22 protein-coding genes are annotated in these 24,385 nt (G+C 62.7%); 14 read left to right on the top strand and 8 right to left on the bottom strand.

Translation table 11 applies throughout. The features are described from left to right. Positions 1-10 precede the first annotated feature (10 nt). The gene (locus ACIPZ5_RS05370) at positions 11-640 is read right to left on the bottom strand and encodes an FMN-binding negative transcriptional regulator (protein WP_400807107.1); all 630 of its coding nucleotides are present in this window, start codon (positions 638-640) and stop codon (positions 11-13) included. A gap of 90 nt (positions 641-730) precedes the next feature. Here ACIPZ5_RS05370 and ACIPZ5_RS05365 point away from each other — a divergent pair, with 90 nt between their 5' ends. Then, a complete protein-coding gene (locus ACIPZ5_RS05365) occupies positions 731-2,260 on the top strand; it encodes a PLP-dependent aminotransferase family protein (protein WP_400807105.1) in 1,530 nt (509 codons plus the stop codon). Positions 2,261-2,391: 131 nt separating this feature from the next. Here the strand turns inward: ACIPZ5_RS05365 and ACIPZ5_RS05360 are convergent, their stop codons facing one another. The 4 genes from ACIPZ5_RS05360 to aspA form a co-directional block, all read right to left on the bottom strand. Continuing rightward, positions 2,392-3,495: a polyamine ABC transporter substrate-binding protein gene (locus ACIPZ5_RS05360; protein WP_343594544.1), complete on the bottom strand. Its 1,104-nt coding sequence runs from the start codon at positions 3,493-3,495 to the stop codon at positions 2,392-2,394. Further along, on the bottom strand, positions 3,495-4,538 hold the full coding sequence (locus ACIPZ5_RS05355) for a histone deacetylase family protein (protein WP_313711172.1): 1,044 nt from the start codon (positions 4,536-4,538) through the stop codon (positions 3,495-3,497). The genes ACIPZ5_RS05360 and ACIPZ5_RS05355 overlap by 1 nt, the downstream gene beginning before the upstream one ends. A gap of 116 nt (positions 4,539-4,654) precedes the next feature. After that, on the bottom strand, positions 4,655-5,647 hold the full coding sequence (locus tag ACIPZ5_RS05350; RefSeq protein ID WP_343594541.1) for an AraC family transcriptional regulator: 993 nt from the start codon (positions 5,645-5,647) through the stop codon (positions 4,655-4,657). 260 nt (positions 5,648-5,907) lie between these two features. Then, entirely contained in the window at positions 5,908-7,332 is a 1,425-nt protein-coding gene (aspA, locus tag ACIPZ5_RS05345) for an aspartate ammonia-lyase (protein ID WP_027917067.1), read from the bottom strand. Positions 7,333-7,514: 182 nt separating this feature from the next. Here aspA and ACIPZ5_RS05340 point away from each other — a divergent pair, with 182 nt between their 5' ends. Continuing rightward, positions 7,515-8,432 (top strand): LysR substrate-binding domain-containing protein, encoded by a 918-nt coding sequence (locus ACIPZ5_RS05340; RefSeq protein WP_261942078.1) that lies wholly within the window; start codon positions 7,515-7,517, stop codon positions 8,430-8,432. Here the strand turns inward: ACIPZ5_RS05340 and ACIPZ5_RS05335 are convergent. Beyond that, the gene (locus ACIPZ5_RS05335; RefSeq protein ID WP_343594537.1) at positions 8,424-9,053 is read right to left on the bottom strand and encodes a hypothetical protein; all 630 of its coding nucleotides are present in this window, start codon (positions 9,051-9,053) and stop codon (positions 8,424-8,426) included. The genes ACIPZ5_RS05340 and ACIPZ5_RS05335 overlap by 9 nt on opposite strands. Positions 9,054-9,326: 273 nt before the next feature. On the opposite strand from ACIPZ5_RS05335, the gene purE reads away from it, so the two are divergent. From purE to ACIPZ5_RS05315, 4 genes are all read left to right on the top strand, one after another. Continuing rightward, complete coding sequence (purE, locus tag ACIPZ5_RS05330) at positions 9,327-9,818, top strand: 5-(carboxyamino)imidazole ribonucleotide mutase (RefSeq protein ID WP_003253304.1); 492 nt, start codon at positions 9,327-9,329, stop codon at positions 9,816-9,818. A 10-nt stretch (positions 9,819-9,828) separates the two neighbouring features. Next, complete coding sequence (locus ACIPZ5_RS05325) at positions 9,829-10,911, top strand: 5-(carboxyamino)imidazole ribonucleotide synthase (RefSeq protein ID WP_343594535.1); 1,083 nt, start codon at positions 9,829-9,831, stop codon at positions 10,909-10,911. Positions 10,912-11,020: 109 nt separating this feature from the next. Beyond that, a complete protein-coding gene (locus ACIPZ5_RS05320) occupies positions 11,021-11,266 on the top strand; it encodes a GlsB/YeaQ/YmgE family stress response membrane protein (RefSeq protein ID WP_060507722.1) in 246 nt (81 codons plus the stop codon). Positions 11,267-11,315: 49 nt separating this feature from the next. Next, positions 11,316-11,849: a DUF3299 domain-containing protein gene (locus ACIPZ5_RS05315; RefSeq protein WP_261942075.1), complete on the top strand. Its 534-nt coding sequence runs from the start codon at positions 11,316-11,318 to the stop codon at positions 11,847-11,849. A gap of 131 nt (positions 11,850-11,980) precedes the next feature. Here ACIPZ5_RS05315 and ACIPZ5_RS05310 read toward each other — a convergent pair whose 3' ends face one another. Next, positions 11,981-12,877 (bottom strand): D-hexose-6-phosphate mutarotase, encoded by an 897-nt coding sequence (locus tag ACIPZ5_RS05310; RefSeq protein WP_343594531.1) that lies wholly within the window; start codon positions 12,875-12,877, stop codon positions 11,981-11,983. A 72-nt stretch (positions 12,878-12,949) separates the two neighbouring features. Beyond that, positions 12,950-13,348: an acyl-CoA thioesterase gene (locus ACIPZ5_RS05305; protein WP_027917060.1), complete on the bottom strand. Its 399-nt coding sequence runs from the start codon at positions 13,346-13,348 to the stop codon at positions 12,950-12,952. Positions 13,349-13,707: 359 nt separating this feature from the next. On the opposite strand from ACIPZ5_RS05305, the gene ACIPZ5_RS05300 reads away from it, so the two are divergent. From ACIPZ5_RS05300 to ACIPZ5_RS05265, 8 genes are all read left to right on the top strand, one after another. Beyond that, positions 13,708-14,997 carry an MFS transporter gene (locus ACIPZ5_RS05300; RefSeq protein ID WP_400807101.1) on the top strand — a complete coding sequence of 430 codons (1,290 nt, stop codon included), beginning with the start codon at positions 13,708-13,710 and terminating at the stop codon, positions 14,995-14,997. 234 nt (positions 14,998-15,231) lie between these two features. Continuing rightward, a complete protein-coding gene (locus tag ACIPZ5_RS05295) occupies positions 15,232-16,230 on the top strand; it encodes a phosphate ABC transporter substrate-binding protein PstS (RefSeq protein ID WP_261942072.1) in 999 nt (332 codons plus the stop codon). Between the two features lie 139 nt (positions 16,231-16,369). Further along, entirely contained in the window at positions 16,370-18,658 is a 2,289-nt protein-coding gene (locus ACIPZ5_RS05290; protein ID WP_400807100.1) for an ABC transporter permease subunit, read from the top strand. Between the two features lie 17 nt (positions 18,659-18,675). Beyond that, positions 18,676-20,346: a phosphate ABC transporter permease PstA gene (pstA, locus tag ACIPZ5_RS05285; RefSeq protein WP_400807098.1), complete on the top strand. Its 1,671-nt coding sequence runs from the start codon at positions 18,676-18,678 to the stop codon at positions 20,344-20,346. 73 nt (positions 20,347-20,419) lie between these two features. Then, positions 20,420-21,253: a phosphate ABC transporter ATP-binding protein PstB gene (pstB, locus tag ACIPZ5_RS05280; RefSeq protein WP_054884758.1), complete on the top strand. Its 834-nt coding sequence runs from the start codon at positions 20,420-20,422 to the stop codon at positions 21,251-21,253. A gap of 139 nt (positions 21,254-21,392) precedes the next feature. Continuing rightward, the gene (gene phoU / locus ACIPZ5_RS05275) at positions 21,393-22,163 is read left to right on the top strand and encodes a phosphate signaling complex protein PhoU (RefSeq protein WP_261942069.1); all 771 of its coding nucleotides are present in this window, start codon (positions 21,393-21,395) and stop codon (positions 22,161-22,163) included. 164 nt (positions 22,164-22,327) lie between these two features. Continuing rightward, on the top strand, positions 22,328-23,227 hold the full coding sequence (locus tag ACIPZ5_RS05270; RefSeq protein ID WP_343594522.1) for a response regulator: 900 nt from the start codon (positions 22,328-22,330) through the stop codon (positions 23,225-23,227). A gap of 255 nt (positions 23,228-23,482) precedes the next feature. After that, positions 23,483-24,385 (top strand): peptidoglycan DD-metalloendopeptidase family protein, encoded by a 903-nt coding sequence (locus ACIPZ5_RS05265; RefSeq protein WP_343594520.1) that lies wholly within the window; start codon positions 23,483-23,485, stop codon positions 24,383-24,385.

The raw sequence follows: 24,385 nt of genomic DNA, 5'->3' as shown, positions 1-24,385 counted from the left end.
GGCTTTTCCTTCAGAGTTGGCGCATGTGCGCCGCAAGTTGGTTGTCCAGGTAGTCCGGGCTGGCGCCCAGGCCATCGCGCACGCCAGCGATATCCTGCGCCGAGCGGTTCTGGCTGAGCTTGCGCGCGCCTTGCAGGCGGGTGATGGGCAGGCGGATGCCAACGATGGCGCGGAGCATGCTGTCGAGGTAGTCGGCGGGGGCGTCGGCGACTTTCCAGGGCTCGCTGCGGCCCTGTTCGTGGCGGTCAGTCAGGCGGCTGACGATCTGCAGCAGTGGTGCGGCGTCGTGGATCACTTCGGCCGTGCCGTAAGCGTGTACGGCAAGGTAGTTCCAGGTCGGCACCACCTTGGGGTTTTCGGCCTTGCTCGGGTAATAGCTGGGGCTGACATAGGCATCGGCACCCGGAAACACCAGCAATGCTTCGGCGCCTTGCTCCAGCTCCTGCCATTGCCGGTTAGCTCGCGCCAGGTGGGCGTAGACCGTGCCGAATTCGCCCTCGTCGGTGGCCAGCAACACCGGCAGGTGCGTGGCCTGCAGGCCCTGTTCACCGTGGCTGACCAGCACGGCCAGGCGGGTGTCGCGCATGTGCTGGTGCAAGCGCTCAAGGTCATGTTCCTGATGGGGTTTGCTGTTGTACATGCGCTGAGTCCTTGTCGAATGGCTCCATCGTAGGCAGGCTATTGGCTCTGAGTAAGAGCCATTAAAGGCTGTTTTCATAGGTCCAATCTCATGAGCGAGCGCTCCCTCGTATTGCCTTTCGATCCTGCTGGAATCGTTCTCGATCGTCGCCGTGGGCTCAGTCAGCAGCTGTACCAGGCCTTGCGTGCACGGGTGCTCGATGGCCGACTGAGCAGCGGTACCCGGTTGCCGGCCACGCGCGAACTGGCGAACGTGCTGGCGCTGTCGCGCAACAGCGTGGTGCGTGCCTACGACCAGTTGTATGCCGAGGGTTACATAGAAAGCCGGGTCGGTGATGGCACCTATGTGAGTCGCCTGGCAAAACTATCCACACAACTGTCCACAGGGTTATCCCGGGGTTTATCAACAGACTTATCCACATTTTCGCTTGGAAATACTGAGGATTTATCCAGCAACAAGCTTTCCAGTGAGCCGTTGGAGCGTCTGAAAAGTAACCATCTGCCGCCACCAAAAAGCGGTGCGCCGAGGGCATTTCGAGTTGGGATTCCGGCATTCGATCTATTCCCGTTCGACGTCTGGGCCAAGCTGCAGGCGGGTTTCTGGCGCAATCCGGCCCTTTCGCAGCTTGGTTATGGCGACCCAGCGGGTGAACCACTGCTACGCAAACTGATTGCAGCCTACTTGCGCCGTTCACGCGGCCTTTCCTGCGCGGCTGAACAAATAGTGATCACCAGTGGCGCGCAGCAGGCGATAAGCCTTTGTGCACAGTTGCTGTTGCAGCCGGGCGACGGGGTGGCTGTGGAAAACCCGGGTTACCGGGCGGCCGGGTACACCTTTGCCGTGGCCGGTGGCAAGGTCACTGGCGTGCCGGTGGACGAGGAGGGCATGGATTGCCAGCGCCTGGAGCAGGTGACGGGCTGCCGGTTGGCCTACGTTACCCCTGCGCACCAGTACCCGACCGGGGTGACCATGAGCTTGCCTCGGCGCCTGGCCTTGCTGGCCTGGGCTGAGCGCAACGACGGTTGGATCATCGAGGATGACTACGACGGGGAGTATCGCTACAGCGGTGCGCCCCTGGCCCCGCTGGCAGCGCTCGACCGCCAGGGGCGGGTGTTGTACGTCGGTACCTTCGGCAAGATCGCCTTCCCGGCATTGCGCCTGGGCTACCTGGTGTTGCCGCCGCGACTGGTGCAGGCGTTCAGCCAGGGCAGGGCACTGGCTGTTCGGCATTCGGAGGTGGGGACGCAGTGCGTGATGGCCGAGTTCATGGCGCAGGGGCATTTCCAGCGGCATATTCGGCGCATGCGCAAGGCAGCGTTGAGCCGGCGCAATGTGCTCAAGGCCGGGTGGCCGGTGGATGTGCCTGGGCTCGGTGCGATGCCTGAAGTGGCGGCGGGGCTGCACGTCAAGGTTGATGTGGATAACTTTGCGCGGGAGCAGCAGCTGGTGGCCAGGGCCGAGGCGGTGGGCGTCGAGGTGAACCCGCTGAGCAGCTACTGGCTGGAAGAAAGCGAGGTGCCTGTGGATAAGCGGGCAGGGCTGGTGCTGGGGTTTGCGGCGGTGCCGGAAGGGCAGATTGCCGAAGCCTTGATGCGTTTGCGCAAGGCCTGGAGAGCGTGAGTGGGGCCGCTGCGCGGCCCATCGCCGGCAAGCCCGGCTTCCACAGGGGTAGCACAAAGCTCAAGGCTTGCGCTTGACCTGTAGGAGCCGAGCTTGCCGGCGATGGGCTGCGAAGCAGCCCCTGGCTTAACTCAGGTACCGGACTTGATCCGGGTCCAGGCTCGAGTTCGTGCCCTTTCTGCCTCACGCGACAGCGGCTTCAAGGTATACAGCTTTGTCATCGCCTCCGCTGTCGGGTACAGGTTCGGGTTGTTGCGAATCGCCGGGCTGACCTTGTCGGTGGCATCTTTGTTCGGGTTCGGATAGCCGACGAAGTCGCTGATCGGCGCGATTACTTCAGGCCGCAGCAGGTAGTTGATGAAGGCATGGGCGTCCGCCGGGTTCGCCGCGTTCTTCGGGATCGCCAGCATGTCGAACCAGATCGGCGCACCTTCCTTGGGCAGGCGCATGTCCACCACCACGCCGTTCTTCGCATCCTTGGCGCGGTTGGCAGCCTGCGAGAAGCTGCCGCTGTAGCCCACCGCCACGCAGATATCACCATTGGCGATGTCGGCCATGTACTTCGAGGAATGGAAGTAAGTGATGTAGGGGCGGATCTTCAGCATCAGTTCCTCGGCCTTCTTGTAGTCGGCCGGCTTGTCGCTGTTCGGCGGCAGGCCCAGGTGCTGCAGGGCCAGTGGCAGGATCTCCGAAGGCGAGTCGAGCAGCGCCACGCCGCATTGCTTGAGCTTGGCGATGTTCTCTTCCTTGAAGATCAGGTCCCAGCTGTCGACCGGGGCCTTGTCGCCGAGCACGGCCTTGACCTTGTCCGGGTTGAAACCGATCAGGATGGTGCCGTACATGTAGGGCACGGCGAACTTGTTGCCCGGATCGTTGGCTTCGATCAGCTTCATCAGCGCCGGATCCAGGTGTTGCCAGTTTGGCAGTTTGCTGCGGTCCAACGGCTGGAACACCCCGGCCTCGATCTGCTTGGCGAGGAACACGTTGGACGGCACGACCACGTCGTAGCCGGAGTTGCCGGTGAGCAGCTTGGCCTCGAGCGCTTCGTTGGTGTCGAAGATGTCATAGATCAGCTTGACGCCACTGTCCTTCTGGAAGTCGCTCAAGGTCTGCGGGGTGATGTAATCGAACCAGTTATACACACGCAGGGTGCGCTGCTCGGCCTGAGCGTGCAGGGCACCGGTGAACAGGGTGGCAGCGATGAACGGGGCGAGCAGACGCTTGAGTCGGACCATTACTGGGCTCCTGGCTGGGCGCGCTGGAAACCTTCCAGCACATTGACCGCGTTGATACCGATTTCTTCCACAGCGTAGCCACCTTCCATCACGAACAGGGTTGGCTTGCCGAGTTGGGCGATGCGCTTGCCCATTTCCAGGTAATCCGGGCTGTCCAGCTTGAACTGGGAGATCGGGTCGTCCTTGAAGGTGTCCACGCCCAGGGAAATCACCAGCACGTCGGCATCATAGTCGGCGATGCGCTGGCAGGCGGCTTCCAGTGCAGCGCTCCAGGCCGCCCAGTCACTGCCGGCGGGCAACGGGTAGTTGATGTTGCAGCCCTCGCCTGCGCCCTCGCCGGTTTCGTCGGCATAGCCGAGGAAGAATGGGAACTCAGCTTGTGGATCGCCGTGGATCGAGGCGAAGAACACGTCGCTGCGCTGATAGAAGATGTCCTGGGTGCCATTGCCGTGGTGGTAGTCGACGTCGAGGATTGCCACCTTGGCGCGGCCCTGGTCGAGGAAAGCCTGGGCTGCAATCGCAGCATTGTTGAGGTAGCAATAGCCACCCATGACTTCAGCGGCAGCGTGGTGTCCTGGTGGGCGGCACAGGGCGAAGGCCGAGTGGGCGCCTTGCTGGATTGCCGCCTGGGCAGTCAGGGCGACCTGCGCGGCGCTGTAGGCGGCTTGCCAGGTGCCTGCGGTGATCGGGGCGCCAGCGTCGAAGCTGTAGTAGCCCAGTTCGCCATGCAGGCCGGTTGGCTTGACCTGGCGCAGGGTGCGCGCCGGCCAGGTGAAAGGCAACAGGTCGCCGTCGTGGCCCAGCGCAGCCCAGCGTGCCCAGGCGCCCTGGAAGAAATCGAGGTAGTCGGCACTGTGGATGCGTTGCAGCGGCGCACGGCCGAAGTCGGTCGGGCCCTGGATGTCGCCGAGGTTGCGCTTTTTCACTTGCTCGAGGACATGGTCGGCCCGTGAGGGCATTTCGAAGCACGGCATCAGTTTGCCGTCGATCAGCTCGCAGCGGCCGTGGTGCAGGCGATGATCATCGGAATAGATCGTCAGCATTTGTTGTTCTCCGGTGGTACTGGCGTGGGCCCATTTTCACGGGCGGCCCAGTGCCGGAGAACGACGCAAACGGCCAAAAGGGGATCGATGTGGCCAAGCTCGTTGGCCGCTACAGGTCAACCGCGGAAATGGCTGGGCGCCACACCGCTCCAACGCTGAAATGCATGGCGGAAGCTCGCGGTCTCGCTGAACCCCAGCGTTTCGGCAATCCGGTAGATCGGCATCTGCTCATCGGCCAGTAATTGCTTGGCTCGATCGAAGCGCAGTTCATCGAGCAGTTGTTGATAACTGCAGCCCAGCGCCTGCAGGTGCCGGCGCAAGGTTCGCGACGAGCAGTTCATCTGCCGCGCCAGCCCCTCCAGGCCCGGTGCCGCATCCAGCTGTTGCAGTAACAACTGGCGAATCCGCCCGAGCCAAGCCTGGCGCCCGGTGAACTCCAGGTTCAGGCGCCGGCAGCGCTCGCTCATGGCCTTGTGGGTAATCGGGTCGGCCAGCGGCAATGGCATGTCCAGCCAGCGCCGTTCAAAGGCAAAGGCGTTGTCCTCGGCGTCGAAAGCCAGTGGGCACTGGAAGGCGCCAGTGTAGAGGCTGTGGTAGCCGGGCCGCGTGTGCTCGAAGCGGGCGCCAAGCAGCGGCAGCGTGCGGCCGAGCAGGTCATCGCAGATCACTTTCAGCGACACCAGGCAGAATTCGGCATTGAAAGCAGCGAGGGCAGGGCTGTCATGGTATTCGCTGGCGCTGAACCAGACGCGTTGGCCATCGTCGACAAGGCGCAGCTTGAAGACTGTTCCCAGTAGTGCCGGATAGTGCAGCGCCAAGCGCAGGGCGTCACCCAAAGTGGCACTGGAGAGCAGGGCGTAACCGAGCATGCCGTAGCACGACACATGCATGCGCCGGCCCAGCTCCAGGCCGATATCCTCGCGCCGGGCCACGGCATTGGCGCACACCTGCAGCTCTTGCTGGGTGGTGATGCGCGCGTCGCTATGGCCCAGGTCGGCCGGGCCTATGCCGCTGCCGGCGAGCAACGTCGTCGCCTCGCAACCCTCTTCCTGGAACAGGTTGAGGATCAGCGAAACCGCGTTGAGGGTGGTCAGGTGGCTGTGCAGCATGCTCGGTCATCCCGTAGGCCTGGGAAGCATTATGGAGCAAGTTACGTGCCGGGCATCAGAGAAGCAGTCAGACATAACTGGCCCGAAACAAATGTAGGAGCGAATTTATTCGCGATGCGCCGCGCGGGCGGCGCTCGATCTTGCAGGCGCCAAACACCTCACGTCAGGCAAAAAAAAGGCCCGGAGCGTGCGCTCGGGCCTTTGAAAGGTTGAGAGGTGTCTAGTCCCTCGACCTGGTGAGACTGTTTGCAGCGGCCTGGTTACGCCTTCAGCGGAACCAGACGTGGAGCGATCATGTTTTCCGGACGCAGGATGTCGTCGAGCATCGCGTCGTCCAGCAGCTTCTCTTCACGCACCAGTTCCAGTACGCCACGGCCGGTTTCCAGGGCAACGCGGGCGATACGGGTGGCGTTTTCGTAGCCGATGTACGGGTTCAGGGCGGTGACCAGGCCGATCGAGTGCTCGACCAGTTCACGGCAGCGCTGTTCGTTGGCGGTGATGCCGACGATGCAGTGTTCGCGCAGCATGTCCATGGCGCGCTGGAGCAGGCGGATCGAGTCGAAGATCTTGTAGGCGATCAGCGGCTCCATCACGTTCAGCTGCAGCTGGCCACCTTCGGCGGCGACGGTCAGGGCCAGGTCGTTGCCCATGATGGCGAAGGCCACCTGGTTTACGGCCTCAGGGATTACCGGGTTGACCTTGCCTGGCATGATCGAGCTGCCTGGCTGACGCGCTGGCAGGTTGATCTCGTTGATGCCGGTGCGTGGGCCGCTGGACAGCAGGCGCAGGTCGTTGCAGATCTTCGACAGCTTGACCGCGGTACGCTTGAGCATGCCGGAGAACAGCACGAAGGCGCCCATGTCCGAGGTGGCTTCGATCAGGTCGGCAGCCGGTACCAGCGGTTGGCCGCTGATGGTGGCCAGGCGTTGTACGGCCAGGGCCTGGTAGCCAGGGTCGGCGTTGATGCCGGTACCGATGGCAGTACCACCCAGGTTGATTTCGGTCAGCAGTTCCGGAGCCAGCGAGCGCAGGCGCTGCAGGTCTTCGGTCATGGTGGTGGCGAAGGCGCGGAATTCCTGGCCCAAGGTCATCGGCACGGCGTCCTGCAGCTGGGTACGGCCCATCTTCAGTACGTGGTCGAATTCCTTGCCTTTGGCAGCGAAGGCCTGGATCAGGCTGTCGAGGCTGGCCAGCAGGGCGTCGTGGCCCAGCAGCAGGCCCAGGCGGATGGCGGTCGGGTAGGCGTCGTTGGTCGACTGCGCCATGTTCACGTCGTTGTTAGGGTGCAGGTACTGGTACTCACCCTTCTGGTGGCCCATGGCCTCCAGCGCGACGTTGGCGATGACTTCGTTCGCGTTCATGTTGGTGGAAGTACCGGCACCACCCTGGATCATGTCCACCACGAACTGGTCGTGGTAATCGCCTTTGATCAGGCGGGCGCAGGCTGCACTGATGGCAGCGTGCTTGGCATCGCTCAGGTGACCCAGCTCACGGTTGGCGTCGGCAGCAGCCTGCTTGACCATGGCCAGGGCCACGACCAGCTTCGGGTAGTGCGACAGCGGAACACCGGAGAGGTGGAAGTTGTTGGCAGCGCGCAGGGTCTGGATGCCGTAGTAGGCATCAGCAGGGACTTCAAGGGTACCAAGCAGATCTTTTTCGACGCGGAACGATGCAGCGGAGGACATGATGGATATCATCTCGATTTTGACCCGGCACATGCCGGAATGGCGCCAATCCTAGGCCTGAAGGGGATTTTGCGGCCAATGCTGTTGCACGCTAACCTATGCACAAACGGCATAGTGTTTCATGTGACGCCAATTGACATTCGAGCGTGTTCCATTTTGGTGCACGCCGGGAGATCTGCTTCATGAACCTCGAAAGCAAGTGGCTGGAGGACTTCAGTGCCCTGGCCTCCACCCGCAGTTTTTCCCAGGCGGCCGAGCGACGTTTCGTCACCCAACCCGCGTTCAGCCGGCGTATACGCAGCCTGGAAGCGGCCCTGGGGCTGACCCTGGTGAATCGTTCCCGCACGCCGATAGAACTGACCGAGGCAGGCCAGCTATTTCTCGTTACCGCGCGCACTGTTGTCGACCAGTTGAGCGAAGTTCTCCGCCATTTGCACCACCTCGAAGGTGGCCAGGGCGAGGTGATCCAGGTCGCTGCCGCGCACTCCCTGGCATCGGGCTTTTTCCCACGCTGGGTGGCACAGTTGCGCAACGATGGTTTGAACATCGCCACCCGCCTGGTTGCGACTAACGTCGGAGACGCGGTGCATGCCCTGCGTGAGGGTGGCTGCGACTTGATGCTGGCCTTCTACGACCCGGATGCGGCATTGCAGATGGACGCCGAGATCTTCCCGTCGCTGCACATGGGCACCACCGAGATGCTGCCGGTGTGCGCCGTGGGGAACGATGGCAAGCCCATGTTCGACTTGGAAGGCGATGCCAGCGTGCCGTTGCTGGCCTACAGTGCCGGCGCGTTTCTCGGGCGTTCGGTGAACTTGCTGCTGCGCCAGCGCAACTTGCGCTACACCACCGTGTATGAAACGGCCATGGCTGACAGTCTCAAGAGCATGGCACTGGAGGGGATGGGGATTGCCTGGGTGCCGCGCCTGTCCATGCGAGGTGAGCTGGAGCGCGGTGAGCTGGTGATCTGCGGAGGCAGCCAGTGGCATGTACCGCTGGAAATCCGCCTTTACCGCTGCGCACTGGTGCGCAAGGCCAACGTGCGCCTGCTGTGGCGCAAGCTGGAGTCGGCAGGTGGCCCGGGCGAGGTCTCAGTTTGAGTTGCGCTTCAGGTAGTCGGCTATGGCTGCACGGTTCTGGTCACTGTATCGATAGCAGTTGGAGCGCAGCGGCACACGATTGGGCACCATGTAGGTTTCGCAGAACCAGCCATTGAACTCGGTCTTTGCATTTTCGTGGGTGGCGGAAAGCATATGACCTATTTCATGGCCGGGGACCGCATAGGTGACCATCGAAGCGATGCCGGTGTTGCCGTTGATATGGGCAAGCCCTGCCACGAAGTTCAGCCCGCTGCGATCATAGCTGTCCTTGGTCAGCAGCAGGTCCTTGTTCATGAAGGAGAAGGGTCTGGCCGAACGCTGAGTCGTTATTTCCTCGGTGAAGGCATCGAGTATCTGATTGGATGACATCGCGCGATAGTCGATGTCGGTCAGGCCCCTGATGGAGCGTTGAAAGATCACTTCGATCGGATGCTGCGTGAAACTACGCATTTCATCGAGCCAGTGCTGGAAGTAGTCATCCTGCAATTGCTTGTCGCTTATATCAGCCAGTTCATCATGCGGATAAACGGTAATCACCAGGGATCTGGCTGACCAGGCCGAGGGCAGGATCATGCTGCAGGCGAGGCCAAGGGTGAGCGCGATGTAGCGGGTTTTGAGCATCTTCGCATCCTTCGAGGGTGACCAGTGGCGAAGGGGCGAATTCTCTGGGCCTGTCGCGCCTTCGAGCAGAGGGAAAAGTTGTCCCGCGAGACAGCTTGCCCTTTGATCCGACATGTGCTTGTGGGGGTGGGCGGCTCGCCCAGAAATACGCTACAATCCCGCGCCTTCGGCCGACCCGGTCGAATCAGAATCCGTATGACAAGCCACGCCGGTCCACCTGCGTGGCTTGTTGCTTTTAGCGCGCCAGAAGGCGCTTGCAGGAGAGGCTCGACGATGAGTGCACTGGTTGGCGTGATCATGGGCTCCAAGTCCGATTGGTCCACCCTTAGCCACACCGCCGATATGCTGGAAAAACTCGGCATTCCCTACGAAGTGAAGGTGGTTTCCGCCCACCGCACCCCGGACTTGCTGTTCCAGTACGCCGAAGAGGCCGAAGGGCGTGGCATCGAGGTGATCATTGCGGGTGCCGGTGGCGCTGCCCACCTGCCAGGCATGTGTGCCGCCAAGACCCACCTGCCGGTGCTGGGTGTGCCAGTGCAGTCGTCCATGCTGTCGGGCGTCGATTCGCTGCTGTCGATCGTGCAGATGCCGGCCGGTGTGCCTGTGGCCACCCTGGCCATCGGCCGCGCTGGTGCCGTCAACGCCGCACTGCTGTCGGCCAGCATCCTGGGCGCCAAGTACCCGCAGTATCACGCGGCGCTCAAGCAGTTCCGCACCGAACAGACCGACACCGTGCTGGACAATCCAGACCCGCGCCAGGCTTGAGGTTGAACCCATGAAGATCGGTGTAATCGGTGGCGGCCAGCTGGGCCGCATGCTGGCCCTGGCGGGTACCCCGCTGGGCATGAACTTCGCCTTCCTCGACCCGGCGCCAGACGCCTGTGCCGCCCCGCTGGGCGAGCACCTGCGTGCCGACTACGGCGACCAGGACCACCTGCGCCAGCTGGCCGACGAAGTCGACCTGGTGACCTTCGAGTTCGAAAGCGTCCCGGCCGAAACCGTGGCTTTCCTGTCGCAATTCGTCCCGGTCTACCCGAGTGCCGAAGCCCTGCGCATCGCCCGCGACCGCCTGTTCGAGAAGAGCATGTTCCGCGACCTGGGCATCCCGACCCCAGCCTTCGCCGACATCCTCTCGCAGGCAGACCTCGACGCGGCGGTCGCCAGCATCGGCCTGCCAGCGGTGCTCAAGACCCGCACCCTGGGCTACGACGGCAAGGGCCAGAAGGTTCTGCGCACGCCTGAAGACGTGGTGGATACCTTTGCCGAACTGGGCAGCGTGCCATGCCTGCTGGAAGGCTTCGTACCGTTCACTGGCGAAGTATCGCTGGTGGCCGTACGTGCCCGCGATGGCGAAACCCGCTTCTACCCGCTGGTGCACAACACCCACGAGAGCGGCATCCTGCGCCTGTCGGTAGCCAGCGAAGCGCACCCGCTGCAGGGCCTGGCCGAAGACTACGTCGGCCGTGTGCTCAAGCAGCTGGATTACGTCGGTGTGATGGCCTTCGAGTTCTTCGAGGTCGACGGTGGCCTGAAAGCCAACGAAATCGCCCCACGTGTGCATAACTCCGGGCACTGGACCATCGAAGGCGCCGAGTGCAGCCAGTTCGAGAACCACCTGCGCGCCGTGGCTGGCCTGCCGCTGGGCTCGACCGCCAAGGTCGGTGAGAGCGCCATGCTCAACTTCATCGGCGAAGTGCCGGCGGTGGACAAGGTGGTGGCCATCGACGGCTGCCACCTGCATCACTACGGCAAGGCCTTCAAGGTCGGGCGCAAGGTCGGCCACGCCACCCTGCGTTGCCAGGACATGGCCACCCTCCAGGCCAGAATCGCTGAAGTAGAGGCGTTGATCAGCAACTGATCGAAGCGCGCAATCGAACTTCTGCCAGCGGCTTGCCCTCTGAAATGGCAACAAGCCAAAGCGCTGTCTAGGCTTTGGCTTGTTCCATCTTCATTTCAGAGGGACTGCCATGGGCATCATTGGAACCATCTTCATCGGCCTCATCGTCGGCCTGCTGGCCCGCTTCCTCAAGCCGGGCGACGACAGCATGGGCTGGATCATGACCATTCTGCTGGGTATCGCCGGCTCCCTACTCGCCACCTATGGCGGCCAGGCGCTGGGGATCTACCAGGCGGGCCAGGCCGCTGGATTCATCGGTGCGCTGGTCGGTGCGATCATCCTTCTGGTGATCTACGGATTCATCAAGAAACGCTGAATACTGGTTAGAATGCCCGGCAATTCATCCCGAGTTGCCGAGCATTTTCATGCGTGCCTTTTTCCTCATTCCGTTGCTTCTGGCCAGCACCCTGGCCCATGCCGAACTGCCCGAAACCGACTGGCTGGAGCTGATGCCCAAGTCGGACCAGAAGGCCCTCGAAGAAATGCCCGAGATCGATCACAACTCGCCGGAAGCCAATGGCACCTTCACCGCCAAGGGCGGCCTCAAGCAGAGCAAGGGCCTGCCGGCGGTGATGTATTCGACCAAGACCGTGGCCGCCATGAACGGCAAGGACATCCGCCTGGGCGGCTACCCGGTGCCGCTGGAAAGCGATGCCAAGGGCAACAGCACCTTGTTCTTCCTCGTGCCTTACCCTGGCGCCTGCATCCACGTGCCGCCGCCGCCGCCCAACCAGTTGGTACTGGTACGTTATCCGAAGGGTTTGAAGATCGATGACATCTACACACCGCTGTGGGTCAGCGGCAAGCTGAAGGTGGAGAAGGTCAGCAATGACCTGGCTGATGCGGCCTATGCGCTGGATGCGGGGCAGGTGAGGGTGGTCGAAGACGCCGACCTCTGATCGCCTGAGCCGGCCTCTTCGTGGCAGTTCGACGCCTCGATAAACCCGCTCCCACAGGTACCACATAGCTTTCGAAGGCTAGAATCGATTCTGTGGAAGCGGGCTTGCCCGCGAAGAGGCCGCCGCCAGCTTCAGATCCTTTCGCTACCAATCCGGACCCGCAACGAATGGTAGGAACCCGGCTTGAGTTCCACCACATCATCCCAGACATTCGCCGTCTCGATGCACAGCATCCGCTGCCAGCCATCATCGGCCATGTCTGCCAGCTCCTTGGCCCGCTCGGTCCAGGGGTTCCAGATCACCGCTGAACGCGACCCGCTGCAGGTCAGGGTGATCCGCCGCTCCCAGTGCGGGTCGACAATGCTCAGCGTTTGCGGCGTACCCAGGTAGATCCGGTCGGTTTCCCCGGCAAACGCCAACGCACCCTGCTGCTGGCGCTGTTCCCAGTCGGCCAGGGTCTCGATGTAGTGCAGTCCCTCGACCCCTTCGACCCGCGCCTGGCGCACGTCGCTGACGGCGAAATAGCTGTGCAGGGCCTGGCTGATGGTCACGGGGCTGTTGCCCATGTTGCGGCTGGTCAGGGCCACGCTCAGCGTGTCACCCAGAACGATCTGCAGCTTCAGTTCGACATCATGCGGCCAGCCCGGCAGATCTCCCTGGGCCTCTGGCAGCTCGAACTCGATGTGCAGGTCCGCCCCTTGCTCCTCGACGGCCAGCAACTGCCAGTCACGAGTACGCGCCAAGCCGTGGGCGGGCGCCTGCTCGCCATGGTACATGGCCTGCACCGATGCGGGATTGCGCTGCAGGTTGCCAAACCACGGCCAGCACACCGGCACACCGGCACGCACCGATTTGCCCTGGCGGAAGATGGCCTGGTCGCTCAGCCACAGCAGCGGTGGTTCGCCAACACGCTGGTAGCTGAGGATCTGCGCGCCCTGCTGGGCGATCAGTAGTTCGGCGCGGTCGCTGCTGATGCGCCAGCAGTTGAGTTCGCCGTGTTGCTCGGATTCGACCTTGAAGGTAGCCATTGCGCTCGTCTCATTGATTGCCTGTGGGTCCTTGGACCCGGTGACGTGCAATGAGTTTACCGCTCGCGAGGCTCAGCGACGAGGCACCGAGCGGGTTCGGCCGCTGCCGTCGATGGCGACGAACACGAACGTCGCTTCCGTGACCTTGCGCCATTCGCTGGACAGCGGGTCGTCGCTCCACACCTCGACCATCATGCGAATCGAGCTGCGGCCGATTTCCAGGGTCTGGGTATAAAACGACAGCTGCGCGCCCACGGCCACCGGCACCAGGAATGCCATGCGGTCGATGGATACCGTGGCCACCCGGCCGCCAGCGACGCGGCTGGCCATGGCGGTGCCGGCCAGGTCCATCTGCGCGACCAGCCAGCCGCCGAAGATGTCGCCGAAGCCATTGGTTTCGCGCGGCAGCGCGGTGATCTGCAAGGCCAGATCGCCCTGCGGGATAGGATCTTCTTGTTCGAGCTCAATCATGCGATGGGGCCTCTGACCCGTGACGCTTTCGTTGGTGTGGCGCAAGGCCGGGAAAACGATTCAGCTGACAACATACTACGCCGATTCCGTTTCGCTGGGCGGCCATAGGGAAACTCTGCGAAACCGTCTGACATTACGACCGGCGTTTTCGCACAACTTCCCTCGGTTAAAGCAACCTTTTCCTACGAACGGCCAGTATATATAGCCAATCGCCCAGCGACGACCGCACATTCACGAATATCTGTATGGATTTTGTATCGCTTTCAGCGCAGCTCGGCAATTTGCTATCTTCGCTCCTCGCCCCAATCCAGAAGCCGCGTGCCAAGCGGCCTGCATGCCCTACAAGAGAATGACGAGCGATGACCTCCGTGCCGAGCAGTATCGAGCAGCCCTCGCGGCCGCTGACCCGCAGTGACTACAAGACCCTCTCACTGTCCGCGTTGGGCGGAGCCTTGGAGTTCTACGACTTCATCATCTTCGTGTTCTTCGCCACGGTGGTCGGCAAGCTGTTCTTCCCCGCCGACATGCCCGAATGGCTGCGCCTGATGCAGACCTTCGGCATCTTCGCCGCCGGTTATCTGGCACGGCCGCTGGGTGGCATCGTCATGGCTCACTTTGGTGACCTGCTCGGGCGCAAGAAGATGTTCACCCTGAGCATCTTCATGATGGCCCTGCCGACCCTGATCATGGGCTTGCTGCCGACTTATGCACAGGTCGGTCTGTTGGCGCCGATCCTGTTGCTGCTGATGCGGGTGATCCAGGGCGCGGCCATCGGTGGTGAAGTGCCGGGCGCCTGGGTGTTCGTCTCCGAGCACGTGCCAGCGCGCAACACCGGTTACGCCTGCGGCACCCTGACCTCCGGCCTGACGGCGGGCATCCTGCTCGGTTCGCTGGTGGCGACCCTGATCAACACCCTCTATAGCGCTGAAGAAGTGGCTGACTACGCCTGGCGGATCCCGTTCCTGCTCGGCGGTGTGTTCGGCCTGTTCTCTGTGTACCTGCGCCGTTGGCTGCACGAAACCCCGGTGTTCGCCGAGATGCAGCAGCGCAAGGCCCTGGCCGAAGAGCTGCCGCTGCGCGCAGTGCTGCGCGACCACCGGGGTCCGATCATCCTGTCGATGTTGCTGACCTGGATGCTTTCGGCAGGTATCGTGGTGGTGATCCTGATGACCCCGGCTCTGCTGCAGAGCCTCTACCACGTCAGCCCTACCGATTCGCTCAAGGCCAACAGCCTGGCGATCGTGTTGCTGAGCATCGGCTGCATTGGCGCCGGCAGCCTGGCCGACCGCTTCGGTGCGGGCCGGGTGTTCGTGATCGGTAGCCTGCTGTTGCTGGCCAGCTCCTGGACCTTCTACCACAGCCTGCCGACCCATCCTGAGCTGCTGTTCCCGCTGTATGCGGTGACCGGGTTGTGCGTAGGTGTCATCGGTGCGGTGCCGTACGTGATGGTCAAGGCGTTCCCGGCGGTGGTGCGCTTCAGCGGGCTGTCGTTCTCCTACAACGTTGCCTACGCCATCTTCGGCGGCCTCACGCCGATGGTGGTGACGGCGCTGCTCAAGGTCAGCCCAATGGCACCTGCCTACTATGTGGCTGGCCTGTGCGCCGTCGGTCTGGCCGTGGGCCTGTACCTGCTCGCCAACAAGCGCTGATCTGCGCCAAGGCGACTGGCCTCTTCGCGGCTAAAGCCGCTCCCAGGTACGGTGCAGGCCCTGGGGTCTGTGCAAAACCCTGTGGGAGCGGCTTCAGCCGCGAAGAGGCCGGAGCTGTTTTCGGTGATGGCCTTTCATCCATTTGTCACATTCAAGTCATATCGTATTCATGCGGCCTGCAGATACTTGGCCCCGTTCCATCCAACACCCCCATATTCCTGCTAGGAGCAAGGCATGAAACTGAAGCGTTTGATGGCGGCCCTCACCTTTGCCGCCGCTGGCGTTGCAGCCGCCAACGCGGTAGCCGCTGTCGACCCTGCGATCCCGACCTACACCAAGACCACCGGTGTTTCGGGCAACCTCTCCAGCGTCGGTTCCGACACCCTCGCGAACCTGATGACTCTGTGGGCCGAGGCCTACAAGAAGGAATATCCGAACGTAAACATCCAGATCCAGGCGGCCGGCTCCTCCACCGCGCCACCTGCGCTGACCGAAGGCACCGCCAACCTTGGCCCGATGAGCCGCAAGATGAAGGACGTCGAGCTGCAGGCCTTCGAGCAGAAGTACGGCTACAAGCCGACCGCCATCCCGGTCGCCGTAGACGCCCTGGCCGTGTTTGTGCACAAGGACAACCCGATCAAGGGCCTGACCATGGCCCAGGTCGACGCCATCTTCTCGTCCACCCGCCTGTGCGGCGCCAAAACCGAGGTCAAGACCTGGGGCGACCTGGGCGTGACCGGCGACCTGGCCAACAAGCCGGTTCAGCTGTTCGGCCGCAACTCGGTATCGGGCACCTACGGCTACTTCAAGGAAGAAGCCCTGTGCAAAGGCGACTTCAAGCCTAGCGTGAACGAACAACCGGGCTCGGCTTCGGTCGTGCAGTCGATCAGCTCCTCGCTGAACGGCATCGGCTACTCGGGCATCGGTTATAAGACTGCCAGCGTCAAGACCGTGGCCCTGGCCAAGAAAGAAGGCGGTGAGTTCGTTGAAGACAACGAAACCAACGCCCTGAACGGCACCTACCCGCTGTCGCGCTTCCTGTACGTCTACGTCAACAAGGCACCGAACAAGCCTCTGGCCCCGCTGGAAGCCGAGTTCGTCAAGCTGGTGCTGTCGCAAGCGGGCCAGCAGGTCGTGGTGAAGGATGGCTACATCCCGCTGCCAGCCAAAGTGGTCGACAAGACCCTGGCTGACCTGGGCCTTTCCCACGCGGGTAACGTTGCAAAGAAGTAACTGACTGAGGATGAGGCCGGTGCTGATGCCCGGCCTCTTCCACGACTTTCCAGTCCGGTGCCAGGGTTCCTGAGCGGCGGGCTTTTTTGCGTCAACTCACTGTCATGTTTTTGTCATACGGGACCGCTAGGGTGTGCGCATGAATGATCTGGCCAATTCCACAATGACCCCAAACTCCCCTCCCGTGCGGATTGACTTCAATACGCCCGAGTTGCAACGCAAGCGCCGGATGCGCGCCCTCAAGGATCGCTTGACCCGCTGGTACGTACTGGTGGGCGGGCTTGCCGTATTGGCGGCCATTACACTGATCTTCTTCTATCTGGCTTATGTGGTGCTGCCACTGTTCCAGGGCGCCGAGCTGACCAGCAAGAAAGCCCTGGAGCCGACCTGGCTGCAACAGGATGCCGGCAAGCCACTGATGATCGCCCTTGAAGAGCAGAACCTGGTCGGCATGCGCGTTTCGGACAAGGGGCAGGCCATTTTCTTCGACACCAAGAGCGGTAACCAACTCAGTAGTGTCGACTTGCCACTGCCGGCAGGCACCCAGGTCACGTCGATCAGCGCCGACCAGCCGGGCAGCCCGCTGGTCGTACTCGGTTTATCCAATGGTCAGGCGCTGGTGTTCCACCACGCCTACAAGATCACCTACCCGGACAACAAGAAGACCATCTCCCCAGGCATCGACTATCCGTACGGCCAGGCGCCGTTCGTGCTCGATGAGCAGGGCCGCGCGCTGGAGCACGTGAGCGTCAACGTCAATGGCGAAACCCTGGTGCTGGCCGGCTCCACCGGGGCGCACCTGCAGGTGATCGAGCTGTCGCGTACGGAAAACATGCTGACCGGCGAGACCAGCACCGAGCAGAACCGCATCGAATTGCCACAGATGACCGAAGTGGTGAAGAACATCTTCATCGACCCGCGTCAGCAGTGGCTGTATGTGATCAACGGTCGCGCCACTGCGGACGTGTTCAGCCTCCGCGACAAGAGCCTCAATGGCCGCTACAAGCTGGCCGAAAGTGCCGACACCGAAATCACCGCCACCGCGCAGCTGGTTGGCGGTATCTCGCTGATCATTGGCGACTCAAAGGGCGGCTTGGCCCAGTGGTTCATGGCCCGCGACCCGGATGGCGAGCAGCGCTTGAAGCAGATCCGTACCTTCCAGTTGGGCAAGGCGCCTATTGTTCAGATTGATGCCGAAGAGCGTCGCAAGGGCTTCGTCGCCCTGGATAGCGAAGGCAAGCTCGGCGTGTTCCACAGCACCGCGCACCGCACCCTGCTGGTCGAGCAGGTTGCCGAAGGCCCAGGCATCCTGGCCCTGTCGCCACGCGCCAATCGCATCATCATCGAAGAAGGCGGCAAGCTGCTGCCGTTGAGCCTGCGCAACCCGCATCCGGAAATCTCCTTCAGCGCGTTGTGGGGCAAGGTCTGGTACGAAAACTACGACGAGCCCAAGTACGTCTGGCAGTCGACCGCGTCGAACACCGACTTCGAACCCAAGCTTAGCCTCTCGCCGCTGACCTTCGGTACCCTCAAGGCGGCGTTCTACGCGATGATCCTTGCCGCCCCGCTGGCCATTGCCGCCGCTATCTACACCGCCTACTTCATGGCGCCGGGCATGCGTCGCAAGGTCAAGCCGGTGATCGAACTGATGGAAGCGATGCCGACGGTGATCCTCGGCTTCTTCGCCGGCCTGTTCCTCGCACCCTACCTGGAAGGCCACCTGCCAGGCGTGTTCAGCCTGTTCCTGATCATGCCCATCGGTATCTTGCTGACGGGCTTCACCTGGAGCCGACTGCCGGAGTCGATCCGCCTGCGTATCCCGGATGGCTGGGAAGCGGCGATCCTGATCCCGGTGATCCTCGCCATCGGCTGGTTCGCCCTGTCAGTCAGCCCGTACCTCGAAAGCTGGTTCTTCGGTGGTGACATGCGTCTGTGGATCGAGCATACGCTCGGCCTGCGCTACGACCAGCGCAACGCCCTGGTGGTGGGTATCGCCATGGGCTTCGCGGTCATCCCGAACATCTACTCGATCGCCGAAGACGCCGTGTTCAGCGTGCCGCGCAGCCTGACCCTGGGCTCCCTGGCGCTGGGGGCGACGCCGTGGCAGACCCTGACCCGCGTGGTCATCCTCACCGCCAGCCCGGGTATCTTCTCGGCGCTGATGATCGGCCTGGGCCGTGCGGTAGGCGAGACCATGATCGTGCTGATGGCCACCGGCAACACCCCGGTGATGGAACTGAACCTGTTCGAAGGCATGCGCACCCTGGCCGCCAACGTGGCGGTGGAAATGCCTGAGTCGGAAGTCGGCGGCAGCCACTATCGTGTGCTGTTCCTCGCCGCCCTCGTGCTGCTGATGTTCACCTTCGTCATGAACACCTTGGCCGAGCTGATTCGCCAGCGTCTGCGCAAGAAATACTCGTCGCTTTGATAGAAAGGTAGCGATCCGTGAAAAAGGATTCCCTCAAAGGCTGGTTCAAGAGCGGCGCCCCAGGCGTCTGGATCAGCGGTGGCGCGGTGGCCATGGCGGTGATCATGACCGTTGGCCTGCTGGCGGTGATCGCCGTGCGCGGCCTGGGCCATTTCTGGCCAGCCGACCTGATCCAGGCCACCTACAAGGTGCCGGGCCAGGCCGACCATGTCGTCATCGGCGAGGTGGTGCAGAAGGAAGAGGTACCGCGTGCCCGCCTCAAGGGCGCCGGCCTGCCGGTGCCGGATGATGGCCCGGAATTCATGACCCGCGAGTTGGTCAAGGTGGGTAACCGCGACCTTAACGGCAGCGACTTCACCTGGGTGGTCGGCGACTGGCTGGTCGATGAGCAGCACCCGGCCGACCTGATCGCCCTGGAGCGCCGCGAGTGGGGCAACTTCTACGGCTACCTGGTCAGCGTCAAGGAAGAAGGGCGTGTGGTTGCCCAAGGCCCGGCGGCCTGGAACGAGCTGCAAGCCCGTCTCAAGCGCGCCAACCAGCTCAACAGCGAACTGCAAACCCTCGAGAAGAAGGACATCGGTGCCATCAACCATGGCCTTGAGCGCTTGCGCCTGCACGGCCGCAAGCTGGAGTTGGACGGCAAGCTGGACGCCACCGCCCAGGCCGACATGGAAGCCGAGCGCGCCGAGCTGAACAGCCGCTACAAGGCCATCGAGGAGCGCCTGCTGGGCTTGCACCAGGCCTTTGCCCGCGACAGCCTGGTGGCCCGCGACGGCAACGGCCGCGAAGTGGAAATCAACCTGAGCAAGGTGGTGCATGCCATCCAGCCGAACGGGATGTCCGGCTTCAGCAAGCTGGGTACCTACTTCGCCAAGGTCTGGGAATTCCTCAGCGACGACCCGCGTGAAGCCAACACCGAGGGCGGTATCTTCCCGGCCATCTTCGGTACCGTGATGATGACCCTGATCATGGCCGTGATCGTCACGCCGTTCGGCGTGCTGGCCGCGGTCTACCTGCGCGAATACGCCAGGCAAGGCGCGGTGACCCGCCTGATCCGCATCGCCGTGAACAACCTGGCCGGCGTACCGGCGATCGTCTACGGTGTTTTCGGCCTGGGCTTCTTCGTCTACGTGCTGGGCGGCTCGATCGACCGGCTGTTCTTCCCCGAAGCATTGCCGGCACCGACTCTGGGCACCCCAGGTTTGCTGTGGGCGTCGCTGACCTTGGCGCTGCTGGCCGTGCCGGTGGTGATCGTGGCCACCGAGGAAGGCCTGGCGCGCATTCCGCGGACCGTACGCGAAGGTTCCCTGGCCCTGGGTGCGACCAAGGCCGAAACCCTGTGGAAGATCGTCCTGCCGATGGCCAGCCCGGCCATGATGACCGGCATGATCCTCGCCGTGGCCCGCGCCGCCGGTGAAGTGGCGCCGCTGATGCTGGTAGGTGTGGTGAAGCTGGCGCCATCGCTGCCACTGGACGGCAACTACCCGTACCTGCACCTGGACCAGAAGATCATGCACCTGGGCTTCCACATTTACGACGTCGGCTTCCAGAGCCCGAACGTCGAAGCCGCGCGACCGCTGGTGTACGCCACCGCGCTGCTGCTGGTGCTGGTGATCGCCACACTCAACCTGTCGGCGGTGTGGATCCGTAACCACCTGCGCGAGAAGTACAAGGCGCTCGACAGCTGAGCCTGACTTGCAAGCGTGCCGCCTGCCAGCCGGGCGGCCCTTTGAAACGTATTGATAGCGTATGGAGTTGACCATGCAGCATGATTCCCATACCCACGGCATCGACATGTCTGCCCTGGGTCGCGACAAGCAGGGCCTGCGCCTGGCCGAAGAAACCGTGGCCATCGAAGTGCCGGGCCTGAGCCTGTTCTACGGCGACAAACAAGCGCTGTTCGACGTGCAGATGAACATTCCCAAGCAGCGCGTGACCGCCTTCATCGGCCCGTCTGGCTGCGGCAAGTCGACCTTGCTGCGCACCTTCAACCGCATGAACGACCTGGTCGACGGCTGCCGCGTGGAAGGCGCCATCAACCTGTATGGCAACAACATCTACCGCAAGGGCGAAGACGTGGCCGAGCTGCGTCGCCGTGTGGGCATGGTGTTCCAGAAACCCAACCCGTTCCCCAAGACCATCTACGAGAACGTGGTGTACGGCCTGCGTATCCAGGGCATCAACAAAAAGCGCGTGCTCGATGAAGCCGTGGAATGGGCACTGAAGGGCGCTGCCCTGTGGGACGAGGTCAAGGACCGCCTGCACGAGTCCGCCCTGGGCCTGTCCGGTGGCCAGCAGCAGCGTCTGGTGATTGCCCGCACCATCGCCGTCGAGCCGGAAGTGCTGCTGCTCGACGAGCCGTGCTCGGCACTGGACCCGATCTCGACGCTGAAGGTCGAAGAGCTGATCTACGAATTGAAATCCAAGTACACCATCGTCATCGTGACCCACAACATGCAACAGGCGGCCCGTGTTTCGGACTACACCGCGTTCATGTACATGGGCAAACTGGTCGAATTCGGTGATACCGACACCCTGTTCACCAACCCGGCGAAGAAGCAGACCGAAGACTACATCACCGGTCGTTACGGCTAAGCGCTGCTCGTGATGAGCACCTGGCCTCTGTAGGAGCGGGTTTACCCGCGAAGCAGACGCCTCGGTGCCTGGCACCGGCTTCGCCGGTGATCGCGGGTAAACCCGCTCCTACACGGACGCGCTACCAAAGGACAAAACGATGATCAACAAAGAAAGCCTGACGCACCATATTTCCCAGCAGTTCAACGCCGAACTCGAAGAGGTGCGCAGCCACTTGCTGGCCATGGGTGGCCTGGTCGAAAAGCAGGTGAACGATGCCGTTACCGCGCTGATCGAAGCCGACTCGGGCCTGGCCCAGCAGGTGCGGGAAGTCGACGAACAGATCAACCAGATGGAGCGCAACATCGACGAGGAATGCCTGCGCATTCTCGCCCGCCGCCAGCCGGCGGCCTCCGACCTGCGCCTGATCATCAGCATCTCCAAGTCGGTGATCGACCTTGAGCGCATTGGCGACGAATCGACCAAGATCGCCCGCCGCGCCATCCAGCTGTGCGAGGAAGGCGAGTCGCCGCGTGGCTACGTCGAGGTGCGCCATATCGGCGACCAGGTGCGCAACATGGTGCGCGACGCCCTCGATGCCTTCGCCCGCTTCGACGCCGACCTGGCGCTGGCGGTGGCCCAGTACGACAAGACCATCGACCGTGAATACAAGACCGCCCTGCGCGAACTGGTCACCTACATGATGGAAGACCCGCGTTCGATCTCGCGTGTGCTCAGCGTGATCTGGGTGCTGCGTTCGCTGGAGCGGATTGGCGACCACGCGCGCAACATCTCGGAGCTGGTGATCTACCTGGTGCGCGGCACCGACGTACGCCACATGGGCCTCAAGCGCATGAAGGCAGAAGTCGAAGGCACTGCGCAAGAGGCGGCCGAAAACGCTAATGTTCCGGGCAAACCTGACGATAAATAAGATTGCTCGCGAGCATCGACGCCCGGCCTGTGCCGGGCGTTTTCGTGTGTGGCAGAGCAATCAGCAGGCACCCGCGAACGATGCGAAGAAGTCCCGGCGTGACCCTAGAGTTGGCAAGTGGCCACCATTGCGCGGTAGGCTAGTCGGGTTCAAGAGGAGTATCGATGAGTAAAGTCAATGTGCTGGTCGTGGATGACGCGCCGTTCATTCGTGACCTGGTAAGGAAGTGCCTGCGCAATGCCTTCCCGGGCATGGTCATCGAAGACGCGGTCAACGGTCGCAAGGCCATGGCCATGCTGGCCAAGGAGCCATTCGACCTGGTCCTGTGCGACTGGGAGATGCCGGAGATGTCCGGCCTTGAGTTGCTGACCTGGTGCCGTCAGCAGCCCGAAATGAAGGACCTGCAGTTCATCATGGTGACCAGCCGTGGTGACAAGGAGAACGTGATCCAGGCCATCCAGGCCGGCGTCTCCGATTTCGTCGGCAAGCCGTTCACCAACGAGCAGCTGCTGACCAAGGTGAAGAAAGCCCTGAGCAAGATCGGCAAGCTGGAAAGCCTGATTGCCGGTGCACCGGCACGGGTGAATTCGGCATTCGCCAACGACTCGCTGAGTGCGCTGACCGGCGGCAAGCCTGAAGCGGCCAAGGTGGCGGCGCCTGCTGCCACAGCTGCCAAGCCGTTGCTCAATGCACCCAAGCCGCAGACTGCGGCGGCTGCGGCCCAGGCCGGGCGTGGGCAGGGCCAGCTGCGCCTGTCCAGCGGTACCCAGCCCTGCGTGATCAAGGCGCTGAGCCTCAAGGAAGCCTTGCTGGTGGTGCGTCGCAGCGCGGCGCTGCCACAGGTGCTGGAGGGTGCGGTGCTTGACCTGGAGCAGGGTGAGAACGGTGAAGTAGCGCGCCTGAACGGCTACCTGCACGCCATCGCCGCGCTGGAACCCAAACCAGAAAGTGACTGGCTGCAGCTGACCTTCAAGTTCGTCGACCAGGATGCGCAGAAACTCGACTACCTGTCGCGGCTGATTGCCCGCGGTACCCAGCAGAAGCACTTCACCCCCGGCGCCTGATCAAGGCCACACACAGGATTATCACCAGCTCCCAGGTATGCGCTGTACTTGTGGGAGCCGCGCTTGTCGTTGCGACGAACCGCGTCGACAAGCGCGGCTCCCACAGGGATCGCGTCAGCTTCAGGCAATTGAGCAAAGACAGAATCTCCCACAAGGTTCGCATCAACCTGCCGGGTTCTTCCGACCAGCTGCAATACCCCCCGCCAATCCCGCTGCTAGTCTTCGACAGACCAAACCTGTCAAAAAGCCACCATCATGCTAGCCGCCGCCCGCTTGCTGCTGTTCTGTGCCTTGCTTTCGGCCTCGGCGTCGAGCATGGGCATGACTATCTACAAGACCGTCGACAACACCGGCGTGGTCTCGTACTCGGATCGCTACAGCCCGGGGGCGAAAACCTTCGAGCTCAGCGAGCCGATCCTCGATCGCATCGATGGCAAGGTGCGCCTGCAGGCCGAAACCTTCCCAGGCGGCGTGCGCTTCATGGTGCGCAACGAATTGTACGTGCCGATGCAGGTCGAGCTGCAAATCGACAAGCTGAGCAACGCCTTTGGCGGCAACCAGCCGCGCAGCATCCGCACCGTGGTGGGGCCGCGCTCCAGCAAGGTGTTGAGTTCAGTGCTGGCTGCGCCTGGTGGCCAGCTGCAATATGCCACCCGTTTCCAGTACGCCATGGGCGATCCTGGTCAGCGCTCATTGGCTTACCGTTACCCGTTTCCCTGGAAGGGTGGGCCATTTCGCCTGACCCAGGGCCCCAACGGCCGTTTCAGCCACTTCGGCCCCAGAAGCCGCTATGCGATGGACATCGCCATGCCGGAGGGCACGCCGATCATTGCCGCGCGCGGCGGGATGGTGGTGAAGATCGAGAATGGCCAGAGTGGTCGGGGCACCAACCCGGGGGGCAATTTCGTGCGGATCCTGCACCCCGACGGCACCATGGGTGTGTACCTGCACCTGATGCGTGGTTCTGTCTTGGTGCGCGAGGGGCAACAGGTGGTGGTCGGGCAGGCCCTGGCCAAGTCTGGCAATACCGGTAACAGCACCGGGCCCCACCTGCATTTCGTGGTTCAGCGCAATGTGGGGCTGGCGCTGGAGTCGATACCGTTCCAGTTCGACCGGCCGCTTGGCGGGTTGCCGGACTTCACCGCCGGCAACCCGTAG

Source organism: Pseudomonas sp. NPDC089428 (assembly GCF_044749325.1).
Classification (GTDB): Bacteria; Pseudomonadota; Gammaproteobacteria; order Pseudomonadales; family Pseudomonadaceae; genus Aquipseudomonas.
The sequence above is the reverse complement of the archived record's forward strand: the minus strand, read 5'-3'. Positions and strand labels throughout refer to the sequence as shown.

Bases quoted from the DNA above. Each gene is read 5' to 3' on its own strand.
- ACIPZ5_RS05370 (WP_400807107.1), bottom strand. From the start codon at position 640: ATGTACAACAGCAAACCCCATCAGGAACATGACCTTGAGCGCTTGCAC.
- ACIPZ5_RS05365 (WP_400807105.1), top strand. From the start codon at position 731: ATGAGCGAGCGCTCCCTCGTATTGCCTTTCGATCCTGCTGGAATCGTT.
- ACIPZ5_RS05360 (WP_343594544.1), bottom strand. From the start codon at position 3,495: ATGGTCCGACTCAAGCGTCTGCTCGCCCCGTTCATCGCTGCCACCCTG.
- ACIPZ5_RS05355 (WP_313711172.1), bottom strand. From the start codon at position 4,538: ATGCTGACGATCTATTCCGATGATCATCGCCTGCACCACGGCCGCTGC.
- ACIPZ5_RS05350 (WP_343594541.1), bottom strand. From the start codon at position 5,647: ATGCTGCACAGCCACCTGACCACCCTCAACGCGGTTTCGCTGATCCTC.
- aspA (WP_027917067.1), bottom strand. From the start codon at position 7,332: ATGTCCTCCGCTGCATCGTTCCGCGTCGAAAAAGATCTGCTTGGTACC.
- ACIPZ5_RS05340 (WP_261942078.1), top strand. From the start codon at position 7,515: ATGAACCTCGAAAGCAAGTGGCTGGAGGACTTCAGTGCCCTGGCCTCC.
- ACIPZ5_RS05335 (WP_343594537.1), bottom strand. From the start codon at position 9,053: ATGCTCAAAACCCGCTACATCGCGCTCACCCTTGGCCTCGCCTGCAGC.
- purE (WP_003253304.1), top strand. From the start codon at position 9,327: ATGAGTGCACTGGTTGGCGTGATCATGGGCTCCAAGTCCGATTGGTCC.
- ACIPZ5_RS05325 (WP_343594535.1), top strand. From the start codon at position 9,829: ATGAAGATCGGTGTAATCGGTGGCGGCCAGCTGGGCCGCATGCTGGCC.
- ACIPZ5_RS05320 (WP_060507722.1), top strand. From the start codon at position 11,021: ATGGGCATCATTGGAACCATCTTCATCGGCCTCATCGTCGGCCTGCTG.
- ACIPZ5_RS05315 (WP_261942075.1), top strand. From the start codon at position 11,316: ATGCGTGCCTTTTTCCTCATTCCGTTGCTTCTGGCCAGCACCCTGGCC.
- ACIPZ5_RS05310 (WP_343594531.1), bottom strand. From the start codon at position 12,877: ATGGCTACCTTCAAGGTCGAATCCGAGCAACACGGCGAACTCAACTGC.
- ACIPZ5_RS05305 (WP_027917060.1), bottom strand. From the start codon at position 13,348: ATGATTGAGCTCGAACAAGAAGATCCTATCCCGCAGGGCGATCTGGCC.
- ACIPZ5_RS05300 (WP_400807101.1), top strand. From the start codon at position 13,708: ATGACCTCCGTGCCGAGCAGTATCGAGCAGCCCTCGCGGCCGCTGACC.
- ACIPZ5_RS05295 (WP_261942072.1), top strand. From the start codon at position 15,232: ATGAAACTGAAGCGTTTGATGGCGGCCCTCACCTTTGCCGCCGCTGGC.
- ACIPZ5_RS05290 (WP_400807100.1), top strand. From the start codon at position 16,370: ATGAATGATCTGGCCAATTCCACAATGACCCCAAACTCCCCTCCCGTG.
- pstB (WP_054884758.1), top strand. From the start codon at position 20,420: ATGCAGCATGATTCCCATACCCACGGCATCGACATGTCTGCCCTGGGT.
- phoU (WP_261942069.1), top strand. From the start codon at position 21,393: ATGATCAACAAAGAAAGCCTGACGCACCATATTTCCCAGCAGTTCAAC.
- ACIPZ5_RS05270 (WP_343594522.1), top strand. From the start codon at position 22,328: ATGAGTAAAGTCAATGTGCTGGTCGTGGATGACGCGCCGTTCATTCGT.
- ACIPZ5_RS05265 (WP_343594520.1), top strand. From the start codon at position 23,483: ATGCTAGCCGCCGCCCGCTTGCTGCTGTTCTGTGCCTTGCTTTCGGCC.